Annotated in this window: 19 protein-coding genes; 10 read left to right on the forward strand and 9 right to left on the reverse strand. The window is 72.3% G+C overall.

Annotated features, from left to right (window positions below; translation table 11 throughout):
* Window positions 1-7 precede the first annotated feature (7 nt).
* Together WQ56_RS12950 and folE are read left to right on the forward strand one after the other, a co-directional pair.
* Window positions 8-385, forward strand: coding sequence for a hypothetical protein (locus tag WQ56_RS12950; RefSeq protein WP_052773009.1), 378 nt, complete (start codon window positions 8-10; stop codon window positions 383-385).
* Window positions 386-445: 60 nt separating this feature from the next.
* Entirely contained in the window at window positions 446-1054 is a 609-nt protein-coding gene (gene folE, locus WQ56_RS12955) for a GTP cyclohydrolase I FolE (RefSeq protein WP_047137542.1), read from the forward strand.
* A 10-nt stretch (window positions 1055-1064) separates the two neighbouring features.
* Here the strand turns inward: folE and WQ56_RS12960 are convergent, their stop codons facing one another.
* Window positions 1065-1838, reverse strand: coding sequence for a TSUP family transporter (locus tag WQ56_RS12960; protein ID WP_255350615.1), 774 nt, complete (start codon window positions 1836-1838; stop codon window positions 1065-1067).
* Between the two features lie 107 nt (window positions 1839-1945).
* Between WQ56_RS12960 and argS the strand changes: the two genes are divergently transcribed.
* The 4 genes from argS to WQ56_RS12980 all read left to right on the forward strand — a co-directional run bounded on the left by argS (window position 1946) and on the right by WQ56_RS12980 (window position 6042).
* Entirely contained in the window at window positions 1946-3646 is a 1701-nt protein-coding gene (argS, locus tag WQ56_RS12965; protein WP_231583418.1) for an arginine--tRNA ligase, read from the forward strand.
* Complete coding sequence (locus WQ56_RS12970) at window positions 3646-4446, forward strand: SPOR domain-containing protein (protein WP_047137544.1); 801 nt, start codon at window positions 3646-3648, stop codon at window positions 4444-4446. The genes argS and WQ56_RS12970 overlap by 1 nt, the downstream gene beginning before the upstream one ends.
* 2 nt (window positions 4447-4448) lie before the next feature.
* Window positions 4449-5210, forward strand: coding sequence for a UPF0149 family protein (locus WQ56_RS12975; RefSeq protein WP_047137545.1), 762 nt, complete (start codon window positions 4449-4451; stop codon window positions 5208-5210).
* A 79-nt stretch (window positions 5211-5289) separates the two neighbouring features.
* Window positions 5290-6042: an SDR family NAD(P)-dependent oxidoreductase gene (locus WQ56_RS12980; RefSeq protein ID WP_047137546.1), complete on the forward strand. Its 753-nt coding sequence runs from the start codon at window positions 5290-5292 to the stop codon at window positions 6040-6042.
* A 46-nt stretch (window positions 6043-6088) separates the two neighbouring features.
* Here WQ56_RS12980 and speA read toward each other — a convergent pair whose 3' ends face one another.
* Entirely contained in the window at window positions 6089-7978 is a 1890-nt protein-coding gene (speA, locus tag WQ56_RS12985) for an arginine decarboxylase (protein WP_047137547.1), read from the reverse strand.
* A gap of 145 nt (window positions 7979-8123) precedes the next feature.
* Between speA and speE the strand changes: the two genes are divergently transcribed.
* Entirely contained in the window at window positions 8124-8972 is an 849-nt protein-coding gene (gene speE / locus WQ56_RS12990; RefSeq protein ID WP_047137548.1) for a polyamine aminopropyltransferase, read from the forward strand.
* Window positions 8973-9032: 60 nt separating this feature from the next.
* Here speE and WQ56_RS12995 read toward each other — a convergent pair whose 3' ends face one another.
* The 5 genes from WQ56_RS12995 to WQ56_RS13015 all read right to left on the reverse strand — a co-directional run bounded on the left by WQ56_RS12995 (window position 9033) and on the right by WQ56_RS13015 (window position 12188).
* A complete protein-coding gene (locus WQ56_RS12995) occupies window positions 9033-9347 on the reverse strand; it encodes an AzlD domain-containing protein (protein WP_047137549.1) in 315 nt (104 codons plus the stop codon).
* The gene (locus WQ56_RS13000) at window positions 9344-10030 is read right to left on the reverse strand and encodes an AzlC family ABC transporter permease (RefSeq protein ID WP_047137550.1); all 687 of its coding nucleotides are present in this window, start codon (window positions 10028-10030) and stop codon (window positions 9344-9346) included. The genes WQ56_RS12995 and WQ56_RS13000 overlap by 4 nt, the downstream gene beginning before the upstream one ends.
* Before the next feature lie 33 nt (window positions 10031-10063).
* Window positions 10064-10738, reverse strand: a complete 675-nt coding sequence (locus WQ56_RS13005) for a hypothetical protein (protein ID WP_047137551.1) — start codon at window positions 10736-10738, stop codon at window positions 10064-10066.
* A gap of 68 nt (window positions 10739-10806) precedes the next feature.
* Window positions 10807-11853, reverse strand: a complete 1047-nt coding sequence (locus tag WQ56_RS13010) for a D-alanine--D-alanine ligase (protein WP_197076488.1) — start codon at window positions 11851-11853, stop codon at window positions 10807-10809.
* Window positions 11850-12188, reverse strand: coding sequence for a P-II family nitrogen regulator (locus tag WQ56_RS13015; protein WP_047137552.1), 339 nt, complete (start codon window positions 12186-12188; stop codon window positions 11850-11852). The genes WQ56_RS13010 and WQ56_RS13015 overlap by 4 nt, the downstream gene beginning before the upstream one ends.
* 223 nt (window positions 12189-12411) lie before the next feature.
* Here WQ56_RS13015 and WQ56_RS13020 point away from each other — a divergent pair, with 223 nt between their 5' ends.
* Window positions 12412-12711, forward strand: a complete 300-nt coding sequence (locus WQ56_RS13020) for an accessory factor UbiK family protein (RefSeq protein ID WP_047137553.1) — start codon at window positions 12412-12414, stop codon at window positions 12709-12711.
* A gap of 11 nt (window positions 12712-12722) precedes the next feature.
* A complete protein-coding gene (locus tag WQ56_RS13025; RefSeq protein ID WP_047137554.1) occupies window positions 12723-14234 on the forward strand; it encodes a YifB family Mg chelatase-like AAA ATPase in 1512 nt (503 codons plus the stop codon).
* Window positions 14235-14268: 34 nt separating this feature from the next.
* Here the strand turns inward: WQ56_RS13025 and WQ56_RS13030 are convergent, their stop codons facing one another.
* Window positions 14269-15249 (reverse strand): DUF4349 domain-containing protein, encoded by a 981-nt coding sequence (locus WQ56_RS13030; RefSeq protein ID WP_197076489.1) that lies wholly within the window; start codon window positions 15247-15249, stop codon window positions 14269-14271.
* Window positions 15250-15441: 192 nt separating this feature from the next.
* On the opposite strand from WQ56_RS13030, the gene WQ56_RS13035 reads away from it, so the two are divergent.
* Complete coding sequence (locus WQ56_RS13035; protein ID WP_047137556.1) at window positions 15442-17532, forward strand: S9 family peptidase; 2091 nt, start codon at window positions 15442-15444, stop codon at window positions 17530-17532.
* A gap of 364 nt (window positions 17533-17896) precedes the next feature.
* On the opposite strand, the gene ligD is transcribed toward WQ56_RS13035, so the two are convergent.
* A partial coding sequence (gene ligD / locus WQ56_RS13040; protein WP_047137557.1) for a non-homologous end-joining DNA ligase occupies window positions 17897-18829 on the reverse strand: 933 nt, incomplete at its 5' end.

Consider the following 18829-nt stretch of genomic DNA (forward strand, 5'->3'; position numbering starts at 1 on the left):
ACGCGCCATGAAGCACGACCGCATGCCCGCCTACCGCACGCCCGACCCCATTCTCGATGCGCCCGCACGCGAAGACGGCGACGAGGGCGCCTTGCTGCAGGCGTTCGCATCCTCCCTGCAGCAGGCGCCGTACTACTCGGTGGGGCGGACCTGGGAGGACTACGCACCGGCCTACCGGCTCGGCCTGCGCAGTTGGCAACGCAATCCGGGCGAGGAATTCGACGCGGTCGCCGCGCAGCTCGAGCGCGACTGGAATGCGATGCGTGGCGCTTCGCGGCTGGGCTGGGTGGAGGCGCGCGGCGCGGTCGAGGCGGCCTGGCAGCACTGCGCGATGGCGGCCGCCTCGAAGCAGGACGCGGCGCGGCGCAGGGACCGCAACGCCTGATTGACCCGGGGCGCCGCCGCGGCGGCGCGCTACCATAGCGTTTTTGCCGCGAGAGTCGCGATGAGCGCTTCCCAAGACGATGCCCGCCACGGCATTCCCCGCGCCGAGGCCGAGGCCGCCGTCCGCACGCTGCTGCGCTGGGCGGGCGAGGATCCGGCCCGCGAAGGCCTGCTCGACACGCCGCGCCGGGTGGCCGAGGCCTACGGCGAATGGTTCAGCGGCTACGCGATCGATCCCGACGCGTACCTGGCGCGGACGTTCGAGGAGGTCGCCGGCTACGACGAGATGATCGTGCTGCGCGACATCGAGTACGAGAGCCACTGCGAGCACCACATGGCGCCGATCATCGGCAAGGTCCACGTCGGCTACCTGCCGTCGGGGCGTGTGGTGGGTATCAGCAAGCTCGCACGCGTCGTCGAGGCCTACGCCAAGCGCTTCCAGGTGCAGGAGAAGATGACCGCGCAGATCGCCGGCTGCATCCAGCGCGCGTTGGCGCCGCTGGGCGTGGGCGTGGTGGTCGAGGGTGCGCACGAGTGCATGACCACGCGCGGGGTGCACAAGCGCGGGGTGAGCATGATCACCTCGACGATGCTCGGCAGCTTCCGCGACGATGCGCGCACGCGCGCCGAGTTCCTGCAGTTCATCGAGGTCGGCGGCGGCCGGCGCTGAGCGCGCGCCCTCAGGTCGCGAAGGTGTCCCAGGCCATCTTCGCGATCAGCACCACCACCAGCACCACGAACAGCTTGCGGATCAGCGGCGTGCCGCCGCGCAGCGCCAGCCGCGTGCCGACCACCGCGCCGCCGACGTTGGCCGCGGCCATCGGCACCGCGAACGCCAGCAGCACGTGGCCGGACGGCACGAAGAACGACAACGCGGCGAGGTTGGTCGCCAGGTTGACGATCTTCGAGGCTGCGGTCGCGCGCAGGAAGTCGAGCCCGAAGAAGCGGATGAACAGGAAGATCAGGAAGCTGCCGGTGCCCGGCCCGAACAGGCCGTCGTAGAAACCGATCGCCGCGCCCATCGCCAGCGCGAGCGCGAGCTCCCGGCGGCCGACCCGGCGCGGGCGGTGCAGCGCGCCGAAATCCTTCTTGACCAGCGTGTAGGCCAGCATCGCGACCAGCAGCACCAGGATCAGCGGCCGGACCGCGTCGCGCGGCAGCAGGCTGACCGCGGTGGCGCCGGCGAACGCGAACACGAACGCGGTCGCCGAGGCGCACAGCACCGGCATCCACGGGAAGCGCACGTTGCGCGCGTAGCGCCAGCCCGCCGCGGCGGTGCCGAAGATCGAGCTGAACTTGTTGGTGCCCAGCAGCGCCGCCGGCGCCTGCTGCGGCAGCGCGGTGAACAGCCCCGGCACCTGGACCAGCCCACCGCCGCCCACGGCGGCATCCACCAGGCCGGCCATGAAGGCGATGCACACCAGCCAGATCAGTTCGGGAAACAGCGCGTCCACGCGGGGGCCTGGGCAACGGGGGGCGCAAGCATACGCCCGCGGCGCACCGGTCCGCTCAGGATCGCTCGCGTACAATGCCCGGCCGTACTCCGCGACACCCCGTGCCTGTGAACGCCTCGTCCCGCGCCCTCATCGAACCGCTCGTCGAGCGGGCCATCGCCGCCCTGCGCGAGGCCGGCACCCTGCCCGCCGATCTCGCCACGCCCGCCTTCGTCGTCGAACGGCCGAAGGACCGCAGCCATGGCGATTTCTCCACCAATGCGGCGATGCTGCTGGCGCGTCCGGCCCGTTCGAACCCGCGCGCGATCGCGCAGGCGCTGGTCGATGCGCTGCCGGTCAACGACGCGGTCGCCTCGGTCGAGATCGCCGGCCCCGGCTTCCTCAATTTCCGCCTGACCCCGGCCGCGTGGCGCGACCAGCTGGTCGCGGTGCACGCCCAGGGCGACGCCTACGGCCACAACGACAGCGGCGCGGCGCAGACCGCCGGCGTGGAGTACGTGTCGGCCAACCCGACCGGTCCGCTGCACGTGGGCCACGGCCGCGCGGCGGTGATCGGCGACTGCATCGCACGCGTGCTCGACGCCAACGGCTGGAACGTCAAGCGCGAGTTCTACTACAACGACGCCGGCGTCCAGATCGAGAACCTCGCCCGCTCGGTGCAGGCGCGCGCGCGCGGCCTGGCGCCCGGCGATGCCGACTGGCCGACCGATGCCTACAACGGCGAATACATCGCCGACGTCGCTCGCGCGTGCCTGGACGGCGCCACGGTCGAGGTCGAGGGCCAGTGCGTGACCGGCACCGCCGATGCCGGCGACCTGGACGCGATCCGCCGCTTTGCGGTCGCCTGGCTGCGCCGCGAGCAGAACGCCGACCTGGCCGCGTTCGGCGTCGGCTTCGACGTCTACTTCCTCGAGTCGTCGCTGTACGCGGACGGCAAGGTCGAGGAGACCGTGCGCACGCTCACCGCCAACGGACACACCTACGAGGACGGCGGCGCGCTGTGGCTGCGCTCGACCGGCTACGGCGACGACAAGGACCGCGTGATGCGCAAGTCCGACGGCAGCTACACCTACTTCGTGCCGGACGTCGCCTACCACCTGAGCAAGTGGCAGCGCGGCTACCGGCGCGCGATCACCGAACTGGGCGCCGACCACCACGGCTCGCTGGCGCGCGTGCGCGCCGGCCTGCAGGCGCTCGACGCCGGCATCCCGGCCGGCTGGCCGGAGTACGTGCTGCACCAGATGGTCACGGTGATGCGCGGCGGCGAGGAAGTGAAGCTCTCCAAGCGCGCCGGCAGCTACCTCACGCTGCGCGACCTGATCGACGAGGCCGGGCGCGATGCGACGCGCTGGTTCCTGGTCGCGCGCAAGCCCGACTCGCAGCTGGTGTTCGACATCGACCTGGCGCGCAGCCAGTCGCTCGACAACCCGGTCTACTACGTCCAGCTCTCGCATGCGCGCATCTGCGGCCTGCAGCGCCAGCTCGCCGAGCGCGGCCTGGCGTTCGACCTGCAGAACGGCCTGGCGCAGCTGCCGGACATGCGCGACACGGCGCTGCGCGACGTGCTGATCGACCTGGCGCGCTGGCCCGAGATCGTCGCCGCGGCCGGCACCCAGCTTGAGCCGCACCTGATCGCGACCTATCTGCTGGAACTGGCGCAGGCCTTCCAGACGTACTACAACGATCACCAGTTCCTGGTCGACGACGCCCCGACGCGCGACGCGCGGCTGGCGCTGGCGACGGCGGTGGGACAGGTGCTGCGCAACGGCCTGGCGCTGCTGGGCGTGCAGGCTCCGGAGGCGATGTGATGGCGGCAAGACGCGGTAAATCCCAGGCGCGGCGCAACGGCGGCAGCTCCGGCGGCCTGCCCGGCTGGGCGTGGATGATCATCGGCGTGGTGCTCGCGCTGGGCGTCGTGCTCGCGGTGCCGCGGCTGTTCAAGCCCGACGCCGAGGATGGCTTCTTCCGGCCGCGTCCCAATCCCGACGCGCAGCCGGCCGCCGGCGCACTCGACGAGGAGGCCCCGGCCCCACTGGCCGAGGTCCCGGCGCCGCAGCCGCGTCCGGCGCAGCCGCAGCCGCAGCCGGCCCCGGCGGCCGACTACGACTTCTACACGATGCTGCCCGACCAGGAAGTGCCGATGACCGACGCCGAGCTGGCCGCCAGCGCGCGCGCCGAGACCGAGCGTCGGCAGCGCGCCGAGGCGCAGCAGCGGGCGTTGCAGGAACGGCACCCCGACGCCGCCGACCTGGCCGGCGGCACGACCGCGCCCGCACCGCTGCCCGAGACGCCGACACCGGCGAGGACGCCGGCGACGACCCCGGCCCGTCCCGCGACGCCGTCCACGGCCGCGACCGCGCCGGCCGCCGGCAGCGATGCGCGCTACCTGCTGCAGGCCGGTTCGTTCAGCGCATCGGGCGACGCCGAGGCGCTCAAGGCCCGCATCGCGCTGCTGGGCCTGAGCGCGCGGGTCGAGTCCGGCCAGGCGCAGGGCAAGACCGTGTACCGCGTGCGCATGGGACCCTACGGCAGCGCGACCGAACTGGCCGAGGCCAAGCAGAAACTCGGCAACGGCGGGCTGCCGGCGCTGGCGATCAAGGCGCAGTGACCGTGGCCGACGACACCCGCCTGAGCGATGCCGAGCTCGACCGCCTGGACGTGCTGCTCGACCGTTGCACCGACCCCGAGACGGGCCTGGGCAACCTGGAGATGCTCGACGGCTTCCTGTCCGCGCTCGCGGTCGGCCCGGTCGAGGTCGCACTCGACGCCGCGCTGCCGCTGGTCTGGGGCATGGGCGAGGTCGCGCGCCGCGACGCCCGCCAGACCCGCGAAGCCGAGACGCTGATCGCGCGCCTGTCCGACGAGATCGTGCAGCGCGTGCGCCAGGACCCGGAGGACGGCGTCGCCCACGAGGCGCTGATGCCGATGCTGGGACTGCCGCCGGAGGCCGAGGACGCGACGGACGGAGCGGAGGGCGGACTCGACGGTGTGCCCGCCGATTTCCCGTTCGCGGCCGCCTGGGCGGCCGGCTTCCTGCGCGCGGCGGCCGAGCACGAGGACGCGTGGTCGGCCTGGATGCGCGAGCACGACGGCATCGAGAACGACCTGGGCGTGATCGCGCGGCTGGCGATCGTCGATGCGTCGCAGCTCGACGACGCCGACATGGCCGAGGCCGACATGCTCTCGCTTGAAGAGCGTTTCGACCTCGCCTACGACCTGCCCGACATCCTCCACGACATGTACCTGCAGCGGCTGCACGACCGCCGCCCGCAGCCGGCGCGGCGCGCCGACGTGCCCGGCCGCAACGATCCCTGCCGCTGCGGCAGCGGGCGCAAGTTCAAGGCCTGCTGCGGCGCACCGACACTGCACTGAACGTTCCGGCAGCGCGGCGCATCGCCACGCGTGCCCGGCCCGCGCCCGGCGCAGGCGCGCCACTCTCCGGAGAACCACCATGTCCCGCACTGTCCTCGTCACCGGCGCCACCTCCGGCTTCGGCGCGGCCACCGTCGCGCGTTTCCTCGCCGGCGGCTGGCGCGTGATCGCCACCGGCCGTCGCGCGCAGCGCCTGCAGGCGCTGGTCGACGCCCATGGCGACGAATGCCTGCACGTGGCCGCGTTCGACGTCCGCGATGCCGCGGCGATGCGCGCCGCGCTCGACACGCTGCCCGAGGCGTTCCGCGGGATCGACGTACTGGTCAACAACGCCGGCCTGGCGCTGGGCACCGCGCCGGCACAGCGCGCGGACCTGGCGCAGTGGACGCAGATGATCGACACCAACGTCACCGCGCTCGCCACGCTGACCCACGCGCTGCTGCCGACGCTGATCGAGCGCCGCGGCGCGATCCTCAACATCAGCTCGATCGCCGGCAGCTATCCCTACCCGGGCGGCAACGTCTACGGCGGCACCAAGGCCTTCGTCACCCAGTTCTCGCTGGGCCTGCGCGCCGATCTCCACGGCACCGGCGTACGCGTGACCTCGATCGAGCCGGGCATGGCCGAGACCGAGTTCACGCTGGTGCGCACCGGCGGCGACCAGGCCGCCTCGGACACGCTCTACGGCGGCGCCACACCGATGACGGCCGAGGACATCGCCGAGCAGCTGTGGTGGGTGGCCAACCTGCCGCCGCATCTGAACATCAACCGGCTCGAGATCATGCCGGTCAGCCAGTCGTTCGCCGGCTTCCAGGTCCATCGCGGCGGCTGACCGCCGCAGCGAGCGGATTACCCCGGCGGCGGCGCAGCCCTGCGGCTTACGCCAGCGGGGTGTCGTCGAGATAGGTGTAGCCGGTGAGCCCGGCTTCGAGCGCGTCCTTGGGCCGCTGCGACTCGTCGGCGGCCAGCGCCGCGTCGTCGACCAGCGCCGCGTAGCGCGCGCGCAGGTCGTCGAGCCGGTAGCCGACGTAGTCGAGCATCACGTCGGTGGTGTCGCCGCGGCGCTGCTGCGCGATCGCGATGCCGTCGCCCGCGATCTTCACCTCGACCGCGTCGGTGTCGCCGAACAGGTTGTGGATGTCGCCCAGGATCTCCTGGTAGGCGCCGACCATGAAGAAACCCAGCCGGTACTGCTCGCCCGGGCGCAGCGGATGCAGCGGCAGCGAGGTGTCGAGGTCCTCGTTCTCGACGTAGGTGCCGATCTTGCCGTCCGAGTCGCAGGTCAGGTCGGCGATCACGCCGCGCCGGTCGGGCGCCTCGTCGAGGCGCTCGATCGGCACGATCGGGAACACCTGGTCGATCGCCCAGACGTCGGGCATCGACTCGAACACGCTGAAGTTGACGAAGTACTTGTCGACCAGGCGCTCGTTGAGCTCGTCGAGCAGCGGGCGGTGGCTCTTCTCGTCGAAGGTCAGCCGCGCGCGCACCGCGTGCGCGATCGCGTAGAACAGGTCGTCGATGCGCGCACGGTGCACCAGATCGAGCTGGCCGAGCGCGTACAGCGCCAGGCCTTCGGCATGGTGATGCTGCGCCTCATGGAACAGCTCGACCGCCGGCCGCGCGGTCAGTTCGCCATGCAGTTCGCGCAGGTTGGCGACCACCGCTGGCTCGTCACTGTGGACGTCGGGCACGCGGCCTTCGGGCGCGCGCTCGACCTCCGACACGTTGGCGACCAGCACCGCGTGGTGGGCGGTCATCGCGCGTCCGCATTCGGTGACGATGCGCGGCGGCGGCAGCCCGTGCTCGGCGCAGGCCTGCGCCAGCGGCTGGACGATGCTGCCCGCGTACTGGCGCACGCCGTAGTTGACCGAGTTGTAGCTGCGCGAGCGCGTGCCCTCGTAGTCCACGCCCAGGCCGCCACCGACGTCGACGTGGCTGATCCGCGCGCCCAGGCGCGAGAGCTCCACGAAATAGCGCACCGCCTCGCGCATGCCATTGGCGATGTCGCGGACGTTGGAGATCTGCGAGCCCATGTGGAAATGCAGCAGTTGCAGGCAGTCGCCCATGCCGGCGTCGCGCAGCTTCTTCCACAGGTCCAGCAGCTGCCGCGGATTGAGCCCGAACTTGGCCTTGTCGCCGCCGCTGTTCTGCCACTTGCCGGCACCGAGCGAGGCCAGCCGCATGCGCACGCCCAGGCCCGGCTTCACGCCAAGCGCGGCGGCCTCCTCCATCACCAGCGCGAGCTCGGACGGCTTCTCGACGACGATGAAGGTCTGCAGGCCCAGCTTGCGGCCGATCAGCGCCAGGCGGATGTATTCGCGATCCTTGTAGCCGTTGCACACGACCAGCCCGCCCGGCCGCGAGAGCGCGAGCACGGCCATCAGCTCGGGCTTGCTGCCCGCTTCCAGCCCGAAGCCCTCGCCGTGGTGAGAGGCCAGCGTGCCGGCGACGCCGCGATGCTGGTTGACCTTGATCGGGTACACCGCCGTGTAGCCGCCCGAATACTCCCACTCGGCCTGCGCATGCGCGAACGCGGCCTGCAGGCGCGCCAGGCGATCGCCGAGGATGTCCGGGAAGCGCACCAGCATCGGCAGCTGCGCGCCGTTCGCACGTGCGGCATCGACCGCCTCGGCCAGCGCGATCGACGGGCCCTGCGCGCCGCGGGGCGCCACGACGATGCGGCCCGCGTCGTCGACGTCGAAATACCCCTCGCTCCAATGCGGGATCGAGTAGGTCTTGCGGGCGTGGTCGGTCGACCAGGCAGTCATCGGCGGACGTCCATCGGCGAGGGGCCGCATAGTCTAGGGGCTGCCGGCGCAACCTGCGGTGACACGCGCTCAGGGGCGCCCGGCGCCGGACCGTCATGGGGGCTCGGCTACAATGCGCGGCCCGCATTTGCCCGGAACCTTTCGCATGTCCGCTCCGACCTGGCTCCACGAGACCTTCGACCCCACCGGCTCGTCGATCGGCTTCCGCGTCACCGGCAAGCTCGACGAGGTGCAGTCGCCGTTCCAGAAGATCGAGATCTACGAGAGCACCGACTGGGGCAACGTGATGCTGATCGACGGCGCGATGATGGTGACCACGCGCGACAATTTCTTCTACCACGAGATGGTCTCGCACCCGGCGCTGTTCACCCACGCCGACCCCAAGCGGGTGGTCATCATCGGCGGCGGCGACTGCGGCACGCTGCGCGAAGTGCTCAAGCATCCGGGCGTGGAGCGCGCAGTGCAGTGCGACATCGACGAGCAGGTCACGCGGATGTCGGAGAAGTACTTCCCCGAGCTGTGCGCCTCCAATGGCGACCCGCGTGCGCAGCTGCTGTTCGACGATGGTATCGCCTACATGCGCGACTGCGCGCCGGGCAGCGTGGACATCGTCATCGTCGATTCGACCGACCCGGTCGGTCCGGCCGAGGGCCTGTTCAACAAGGCGTTCTTCGACAGCTGCTTCCGTGCGCTCAAGGACGACGGCATCCTGGTGCAGCAGTCCGAGTCGCCGCTGGCGCTGCTCGATCTGATCCGCGAGATGCGCGCCGAGATGGGCAAGGCCGGCTTCAGCACGTTCCAGACCCTGCCGTTCCCGCAGCCCTGCTACCCGACCGGCTGGTGGAGCGTCACGCTCGCGCGCAAGGGCCAGGGCTTCGACTTCCGCCAGGACGACGCCGCCGCCAAGGGCTTCGACACCGCGTACTACAGCGCCGAGATCCACAAGGCCGCGCAGGTGCTGCCGCCGTTCGTGGCGAAGGCGCTGGAGGCCTGATCCGCACCCGGGCGATGCCGCGGCCCCGCCGCGCATCGCCCGCATCGCGCTCCGACCTGCTCAGCCGATGCCCGCCGCCCGCAGCGCCGCCGCCGCGAGCGCGCCCAGCACCACCACGCCCAGGAACGGCACGCCGCGCCACAGCGCGACGACCGCCACCAGCAGCGCGCCGGCGCGCGCATCGAGCACGACGCCCCCGCTGCCGGCAAACGCGTTGACGACCACCAGCGCGGCGAGCAGCCCGATCGTCATCGCCGAGGTCACGCGGGCCATGCGCACCCCCTCAAGCCAACCCGCCGGCACCAGGTAGCCGGCCAGCTTGGTCGCGAACGCGACCGCGCAGGCGAGCAGCAGCCAGCCCCAGGTCGCGCTCACGCGCCGACTCCGGCGGCCGCGGGACGCCGCGCGAACCCGCCCCACGCGGCCGCGACCGCCGCCGCGACCAAGATCGGCACGCCCGGCGGCAGCCAGGGCATCGCGAGCGCGGTCGCCAGCGCGCAGACCACCGCGATCGCAACCGGCTCGCGGCCGCGCAGCCGTGGCCACAGCAGGCCGACGAACGCCGCGACCGCCGCGCCGTCCAGGCCCCAGCGCCGCGGATCGCCGATCACGTCGCCCACCAGCGCCCCGACCAGCGTGAACAGATTCCAGCAGACGAACACGCCCAGCCCCGCGACCCAGAAGCCGCGACGCTGCTCGGCCGGCGCGTCCTGGCCGGCCGCGGTCGCGGTGGATTCGTCGATCGTCATCTGCGCCGCCAGCAGGCGCGCCGCGCCGCGCGGGCGCAGCAGCCGGTTGATCTGCACCGCGTACACCGCGTTGCGCACGCCCAGCAGGCTGGCCGCGCCGAACGCCGCCGCGCCCGACCCGCCGCCGGCGAGCACGCCGACGAACGCGAACTGCGAGCCGCCGGTGAACATCAGCAGGCTCAGCGCCATCGTCTGCCACAGGTCGAGCCCGGCGGCGACCGACAGCGCGCCGAACGACACGCCGTAGAGCCCGGTGGCCAGCGCGATCGACAGGCCGATCCGCGTGGCCGGTGTCAGCGACCGTCCCATTGGGTCATTCTCGCCGCCGCCCACGGGCCCGGCTCAGCGCGCGGCGTCGCAGTCGGCCGGGCGTGCGAGGTCGGGCATCGCCTCGACCTCGCGCAACGCCCCGTCCGGCGCGAAGTGGAACCGCCACGTGCGCTCGCAGCGCATCGGAATCGGATTGATGTCGGCGCGCCAGCCCGGGCCCCCGTCGGCCTGCCCGATCACGTAGTACAGGCTGTCGGGACCGGTCGCCAGCGCGTCCTGCGATGCGGCATCGGCACCGGCCTCGGCCCGCATCCGGCGCAGTTGCGCGTCGGCGGCCGCCGCCGCGACCGGCAGGCCCTCGAGCGGCAGCGCGTCGAGGTCGAGCAGGTCGGGTTCGAGCACCGTCGGCGAGGCCTCGTGCCCGGCGGCAACGACTTCCCAGCGCATGCCGGACGCCGGGTAGCCGTCGGCATAGGTGTAGCGCAGCAGCGCCGCCGGGTCGTCGGGCGACTGCAGCCACAGCAACACCGTGCCGTCGGCGTAGAAGTACGCGAAACGGTGCAGCCGCAGCGGATGGCCCTGCAGTTCCGGCCGCGCCGCGAGCTCGGCCAGCCGCTCGCGGAAGTACGCCGGGCGGTGGAGATGGTCGCGCTCGGCCGCGTGCACCGGCGCCGCCGGCGGCGGCGCTGCCGCGGGGCGGTCGCAGGCGGCGAGCAGGCAGGCGAGTGCGACGGCCGCGCTGGCCATCGGCTGCGCCCCGGGGCCGGGTTGCGCCGCCCTGGGCGCGCGTGTCGTCATCACACGGCGCAGGCCAGTCATCCGGCGCCGCCCGACCCAGCGCCCCGTACACCGGACCCACGACGCTGCAACGCAAGCCGACACAGCCGTTCGCAGAGTGCGGGAAAGGCAATGCCCATCGCGGCCGCCGATTGCGGCATCAGGCTGGTTGCGGTCATGCCCGGCAGCGTGTTGAGTTCCAGGCACCACAACCCGCCCTGTGCGTCGAGGCGAAAATCGGCGCGACTGTAGTCGCCGAGCTTGAGCGCGACATGCGCGCGCAGTGCCAGCGTCTGCGCCTGTTGGGCGATCGCGGGCGGCACGTCTGCCGGAAACACCTCGCGCACGGCGCCTTGGTACTTGTCTTCGTAGTCAAACACGCCATCGGCCGGCAGCACGATCTCGCCGACCGCGAGCGCTTGCCCGTCCAGCACGCCGACGGTGAGCTCGCGCCCGGGCACGAAGCGCTCGAGCATCACCTCGGGATCGAGCGCCCGGGCCCGCTCGATCGCAGGCTGCAACGCAGCGGCCTCGCGCACGACCGACAAGCCGATCGTCGAGCCCTGCCGGTTCGGCTTGACCACCAGCGGCCAGCCCAGAGGCGCGATCTGCGCCTCGTCCGCCGGATGCATCGCCCAGTCGGGCGTGGGTACGCCCGCGTCACGCATCAGGCGCTTGGACAGATCCTTGTCCATCGCGATTCCGCTGCCCAAATGGCCGGTGCCGGTATAGGGCAGGCCCGCCAGATCGAGCAGCGCCTGGAGCGTGCCGTCCTCGCCGGTACCGCCGTGCAGCGCCAGGAAGACGACATCGCAATCGCGCGGAAATGCCGAGGCCAGACCGCCGGCCGTCGATGGGACGAGTGCCATCGCGCCTGTGTCCGGCGGCGCGACCGCTACCTTGCTGTCCAGCAGCCGGCGTTCGGCCGCGTCATCGAGCAGGCCATGGGCAGTGTCGACGACCCGGACCTCGTGGCCGAGCTGGCGCAGCGCGCCGACCACCTGGGCGCCGCTGGCGATCGACACGTCACGCTCGGCGCTGATGCCACCGCACAGCACCGCGACCCGCAAGGCCCCGCCGCTCACAGCGCGTCGGCGTCCAGTTCGCCGGTGCGGATCCGCACCACGCGCTCGAGGTCGTAGACGAAGACCTTGCCGTCGCCGATCCGGCCCATGCCCGCGGACTTGAGCACGGTCTCGACCACCGCGTCGGCGATGTCGTCGGTCACCGCAATCTCCAGCTTCACCTTCGGCAGGAAGTCCACGACGTACTCGGCGCCGCGGTAGAGCTCGGTGTGACCCTTCTGGCGCCCGAAGCCCTTGACCTCGGTGACGGTGATGCCGGTCACGCCGACCTCGGCGAGCGCCTCGCGCACGTCGTCGAGCTTGAACGGCTTGATGATCGCCATGACCATCTTCATCGCAGGATCTCCGATCGGAATGCGCCAAGGATACGCCACCCTCACGCGCCGCCCCACACGATGCGCGCCACGCGACGCAGCGCGCTTGTGCCCATCCCGGTGAGCATGTTCTAGTGCGCCCGCGCCGCGACCGGGGGCATTTCCTACGAGGCGCCGCGGCTGCGGCCGACTGCACGCGACCCGCGTGCCGGCGACGCTGGCCGTACACCGTGAGGACTGACTGATGATCGATCTGAACAACATCGACGAGCTCGCGCGTCGCCTCAGCGGGCTGGTGCCCGCCGGCCTGCGCGAGAGCCGCGAGGAACTCCAGGAGAACTTCAAGGCCGTGCTGCAGTCGGGCCTGGCGAAGCTGGACCTGGTGACGCGCGAGGAATTCGAGGTCCAGCGTGCGGTGCTGCTGCGCACGCGCGAGAAGCTCGAGGCCCTGGAGGCGCAGGTGCGTCAGCTCGAGGCCCAGGCCGTGCCGGCCGGCGCGACCCCGCCGGCGGCGTCGGCAGGCGACTTCGACACCGCCCACTAAAGGACTCTGCCATGGGACTTGCGCTCGTGCACGGACGTGCGCGCGCAGGCATCCGGGCGCCCGAGGTCCAGGTTGAGGTGCACTTGGGCGGCGGCCTGCCATCGATGTCGATCGTCGGCCTGCCCGAGGCCGCGGTGCGCGAGGCCAAGGACCGGGTGCGCGCCGCGATCCAGTGCGCGCAGTACGAATTCCCGGCACGCCGGATCACCGTGAACCTCGCGCCCGCGGACCTGCCCAAGGGCGGCGGCCGGTTCGACCTGCCGATCGCGCTGGGCATCCTGGCCGCCAGCGGCCAGGTGCCGGCCGAGGCGCTGCGCGACTGGGAGTTCGTCGGCGAGCTCGGGTTGACCGGCGAGCTGCGCGCGGTGGATGGCGTGCTGCCGGCGGCGCTCGCGGTCGCAGGCTCCGGCCGCGGTCTGGTCGTGCCGGCCGACAACGGCGCCGAGGCCGCGCTGGCGTCCGAGGTCGAGGTGCGGACCGCGCGCACGTTGCTGGAAGTCTGCGCCCTGCTCGGCGGCACCAAGCCGTTGCCGGTCGCAGTCGCCCCGCCGCAGCGCACGCTGTCCGGCCCCGACATGCGCGAGGTCCGCGGCCAGGCCCAGGCCCGACGCGCACTGGAGATCGCCGCCGCCGGCGGCCACCACCTGCTGCTCGTCGGCCCGCCGGGCTGCGGCAAGACCCTGCTCGCCTCGCGGCTGCCCGGCTTGCTGCCCGACGCCGCGGAGGCCGAGGCGCTGGAGACCGCCGCGGTGCTGTCGATCAGCGGACGCGGCCTGGACCCGACGCGCTGGCGCACGCGGCCGTTTCGCAGCCCGCACCACACCGCGAGCGCCGTCGCGCTGGTCGGCGGCGGCAACGAACCGCGCCCGGGCGAGATCTCGCTCGCACACAACGGGGTGCTGTTCCTCGACGAACTGCCCGAATGGGACCGCCGCGCGCTGGAGGTGCTGCGCGAGCCGCTGGAGTCCGGCTCGGTGACGATCTCGCGCGCCGCGCGGCAGAGCGAGTTCCCGGCCCGCTTCCAGCTGGTCGCGGCGATGAATCCCTGTCCCTGCGGCTGGGCCGGCGACGTGTCGGGGCGCTGCCGCTGCAGCGGGGAGGCGATCGCCCGCTACCGCGCGCGCATCTCCGGCCCGTTGCTCGACCGGATCGACCTGCACGTCGACGTCCCGCGGCTGCCGCCGACTGCGCTGCGTCCCGACGCGCCGCAGGGTGAAACCAGCGCCGCGATCCGGATCCGCGTCGACGCTGCGCGCGCACGCCAACACGCCCGCGCCGGCACCCTCAACGCCCGGCTCGACCAGACCGCGACCGCCCTTCACTGCCGGCTCGCCCCCGCAGACCAGGCGTTGCTCGAGCGCGCGATCGAATCCCTGCACCTGTCCGCCCGCGCGATGCACCGCATCCTGCGCGTGGCCCGCACCATCGCCGATCTCGACGGCAGCCCCGACATCGCATCCAGGCACCTGACCGAGGCGCTGGGGTATCGGGGCATCGATACAGCGCAGCCGGCCGCCGCCTGACACTACGCCGCGAACGACCGCCTGCGGCGCGATATCAGCTGCGCGCCGCGCCCCGGCGACGACGCCATGCGCGCCAGCCGATCGCCGCGACCGCCACGACCAGCCACAGCGGCCAGAGCATCGCCACGACGACCGCGGCGTCGAGCAGGCCGTCCCAGCCGCCGCGCAGCGCCTGGCCGATCCGCACGAAGAAGCCCGGACGGTGCTGGGCGAAGACCGCGTCGGGATCCACGCGCTCGCTGCGCCGCACCTGAGGGGGCTGATGCAGCGACAGGTCGATCGTCGCGAACGCGATCCGGTCTTCCACCTCGCGCTGTGTCACGCGGGCTTCGTCGCGCGCCTCGAGCGCGCGCTCGCGCGCGGCGAAGGCCTCGCTCTTGCGATCCAGCCGGTCGCCGGCCTGCACCGCCTGCGCCAGCGACTGCTGCAGTTCCTGGCTGCGCGCGAACGCGAGCTGCTGGCGCAGCAGGTCGAACTGCACGTCGCGGGCATCGAAGTCGCGGCTGTCGAGGAAGGTCATCTGCGCAGCGAGCTCGCGCAGGAACGCCTGCGCGCGGTCGCTGGGCACGCGCAGCGTCAGCTCGCCGGCCGTGGCGTACTCGGTCAGCTCCAGCAGCTTGCCGTCGCCGATGCGATGCCGCTGCACGCCGCGGATCTCGGACCGGATCCGGTTGGCGACCACGAAGCCGCCCTGCGCGGCGACGAGGTCCTCGATCGCCAACGCCGAACGGTAGACATCGTCGACCGAGAAGCGCGCCTGCGCGGTGCGGACGAAGCGGCGTGCCGGATCGGCCTGCGCCAGCGCGCCGGACGCCATCTGCACGGCGGGATCGATCGGCGCTTCGATGTCGGCATCGGCGTCGGCCGCCGGGGGCGAGACCACCCCGACTTCGAGCGATTCGGCGGCCGGGGCATCGGCCGCGAATTCGGCGGTCTCGTTCGGCTGGCGCGCACAGGCGGCCAGGACCACGCACAGCAGGACGGTCGACAACGGCCGGATACGACGGGCGGGCATGGTTGGCTCCTGAGTGGAATCGCGTCGCATCGTCAACGCGCGACGTCGAGCATCGGGGCTGGCGATGCGGCGCACAAGCGCCTCGCCGGCCCCTGCCATCGGTCATCCCTCGCCTTTAACGCGAAACCAACACCTCGTGTCCGCCGCGACGCTAGCGTCGTGGGCGACACATCCATCATCCGGGGACCTCCCATGCGCCACCTGCTGCTCGCGACCGCGGTCGCGATGGGCCTCGCCGCCTGCGGCGATCGCCCACCGACCGAGACACCGGCCACGGCCGCGCCCGCCGCCAGGCCCGTCTCGCTCGACGAGGTCGAACTGATCCCGCGCGACGCGCTGTTCGGCAATCCCGAGCGCGCGGCCGTGCAACTCAGCCCCGACGGGCGATACATCAGCTGGCTCGCGCCGGTGGACGGCACGATGAACGTCTGGGTGGCGCCCGCGGACGACCCGGCCGCCGCGAAAGCGGTCACCCAAGACACCGCGCGCGGCATCCGCAGCTACTTCTGGTCGTACCGGCCCGGCACGCTGCTGTACCTGCGCGACACCGGCGGCGACGAGGATTTCCACCTGTTCGCCGTGGACGTCGACGGCGGACAGAGCCGCGACCTCACGCCGTTTCCCAAAACTACTGCGCAGGTCGTGGGCATCAGCCACCGCCAACCCGACGCGCTGCTGGTGGGCATGAATGATCGCGACCCGCAGTGGCACGATGTCTACCGCGTCGACCTGGCCAGCGGCGAACGCACGCTGGTCGAGCGCAACGATGCGCAGATCGGCGGCTACCTCGCCGATGCCGACTACGCGCTGCGCTACGCCTCGCGCTCGCGCCCCGACGGCGGGCTGGACCTGCTGCGCCGCGAAGGCGAGGGCTGGACGGCGTTCGAGGACGTGCCGTTCGAGGACGTGCTCGGCACCGGGCCGGCCGGACTGACCGACGACGGCGCAACGCTGTACATGCACGATTCGCGCGAGCGCGACACCGCCGCGCTGTTCGCGGTCGACACCGCCACCGGTGCGAAGCGGCTGGTGCACGAGGACGCGCGCGCGGACGTCGGCGGCACGTTGTCCGACCCGCGCACCGGCGTCGTCCAGGCGGTGTCGGCGAACTACCTGCGCGAGACCTGGACGCCGGTCGACGACGCCATCCGGGCCGACCTGGCCAGGCTCGAGGCGATCGGCCCGGGCGAGGTGTCGATCAACAGCCGCACGCTCGACGACCGCCACTGGCTGGTCGCGTACTCGGCCGCCGAATCGCCGGTCGTCTACTACCGTTACGACCGCCCGGCCGACGGCGGCGACGGCGCGCTGACGCGGCTGTTCTCCGGGCGCCCGGCACTCGACGGCAAGCCGCTGGTGCCGATGTGGCCGCTGGAGTTGAAGTCCCGCGACGGGCTGACGCTCGTCAGCTATCTCACGCTCCCCAGGCACGCCGACGCCGACGGCGACGGCAAGGCCGATGCGCCGGTGCCGATGGTGCTGCGCGTGCACGGCGGGCCGTGGTCGCGCGACGGCTACGGCTTCAAGGCGATGGACCAGTGGCTGGCCAACCGCGGCTATGCGGTGCTGAGCGTCAACTTCCGCGGCTCGACCGGCTTCGGCAAGCAGTTCACCAACGCCGGCAACGGCGAGTGGGCCGGCAAGATGCACGACGACCTGCTCGACGCCGTGCAATGGGCGGTCGACAGCGGCGTGACCACGGCCGACAAGGTCGCGATCATGGGCGGCAGCTACGGCGGCTACGCCACGCTGGTCGGGCTGACGTTCACGCCCGACACCTTCGCCTGCGGCGTCGACATCGTCGGCCCGTCGAACCTCAGCACGCTGCTGTCGACGGTACCGCCGTACTGGGCGAGCTTCTTCGAGCAGCTCGCGCGGCGCATGGGCGATCCGCGCACCGAGGCGGGCAAGGCCTGGCTGGCCGAACGCTCGCCGCTGACCCGCGCCGATGCGATCACAAAGCCGCTTTTGATCGGCCAGGGCGCCAACGATCCGCGGGTCAAACAGGCCGAGAGCGACCAGATCGTCGAGGCGATGACTGCCAAGGCGATTCCGGTCACCTACGTGCTGTTCCCCGACGAAGGCCACGGCTTCGCGCGGCCGGAGAACAGCAAGGCCTTCAACGCCGTCGCCGAGGGCTTCCTGCAGACGTGCCTGGGTGGGCGCTCGCAGCCGATCGGCGGGGATCTGGCCGGATCGAGCATCACCGTGCCCACCGGCGCCGACGGCGTGCCGGGCCTGGCCGAGGCGCTGGAGTCGCATACGCAGGAGGTGCGCCGGTAACGGCGGCAGCCGGTGTAGGCGTGCCTGCGTGGTGGGCGGGGCGCGCGGATGCCCTCGCGCGCGAGCGCGCTCCTACGGGGGTGCGTGCCCCCTGGCGACGATGCCGCGGGGGGACGCGTAGGAGCGGCCTTGGCCGCGAGGGCCTTCCCCGTAAGGCCCCTTCGCGCGCAAGCGCGCTCCTACGGATGCGCCTCCCGGCGACGGTGCGGCGTAGGGACCACGTAGGAGCGGCCTCGGCCGCGAGGGCCTTCCTGGCAGGTCCCTTCGCGCGCAAGCGCGCTCCTACTGGCGTCAGCAGCGTCGATGGCGTCCGGAAGGCCGATTTCGGCCGTGGCGCCGCAGGATCGCGCCATCGAGCGTCTTCTCAACGCGAGCGTCGCCGGGCCTGCTCGGGCAGCGTCTGCCGCAGCGTCTCGAAGCCCTCCCAGGGATGCGCGCCGAGCCGCTTGAGGCGGGCGGGCGCGTTGCGCAGCGTCCACTGGTTGCCGGCCTTGACCCGGCCCAGTTCCTCCCAGCGCAGCGGCATCGCCACCGGGGCACCGGCACGCGCACGCAGCGAGAACGACGCCACCGCGGTCGCGCCGCGGCCGTTACGCAGGTAGTCGACGAAGATCCGCTCCTTGCGGAACTTCTTGGTCGCCGTGGCGACGTAGGTCAGCGGCTCGAGCTGCGCCAGGCTCTGCGCGAAGGCCTGAGCGAACGGCTTGGCGACCGACCAGTCGCAGCCCGGATCGAGCGGCACCACCACGTGCAGCCCCTTGCCGCCGGAGGTGCGCACGAACGATTCGAGGCCCACCTGCTGCAGCAGCCCGCGGATCTGGCGTGCAGCGGCGACGATGTCGCGCCAGGCGATGCCCTCGCCCGGGTCGAGGTCGAAGACAATGCGGTCAGCGATGTCGGGCGCCTGCGCGAGTGCGCCCCAGGGATGGAACTCGAGCGCGTTGAACTGCACCAGCTCCAGCGCGGCCGCCGCGTCGTTGACGACGAGGTAGTCGCCCGCGCCGCCCGACTCCTCCTTCAGCCGCACCGTTTCCACCAGCTGCATGCCGGCGGTGTGGTGCTTCTGGAAGAAACAGGCGCTGTCGATGCCGCCCGGGCACCGGATCACCGACAGCGGCCGGCCGGCGATCTCGGGTAGCAGCCAGTCCATGACCCCGGCGTAGTACGCGGCGACGTCGCCCTTGGTCAGCGTGTCGCCGGGAAACAGCACCTTGTCCGGGCTCGACAGCGTCGGCGGCGTACGCGAATCCACGGCCGCCTTGCGGGTCGCCGCCTTCTTCGCGGCTGCGCCGGCGGC

This window comes from Luteimonas sp. FCS-9 (assembly GCF_001014645.1).
GTDB lineage: Bacteria > Pseudomonadota > Gammaproteobacteria > Xanthomonadales > Xanthomonadaceae > Luteimonas.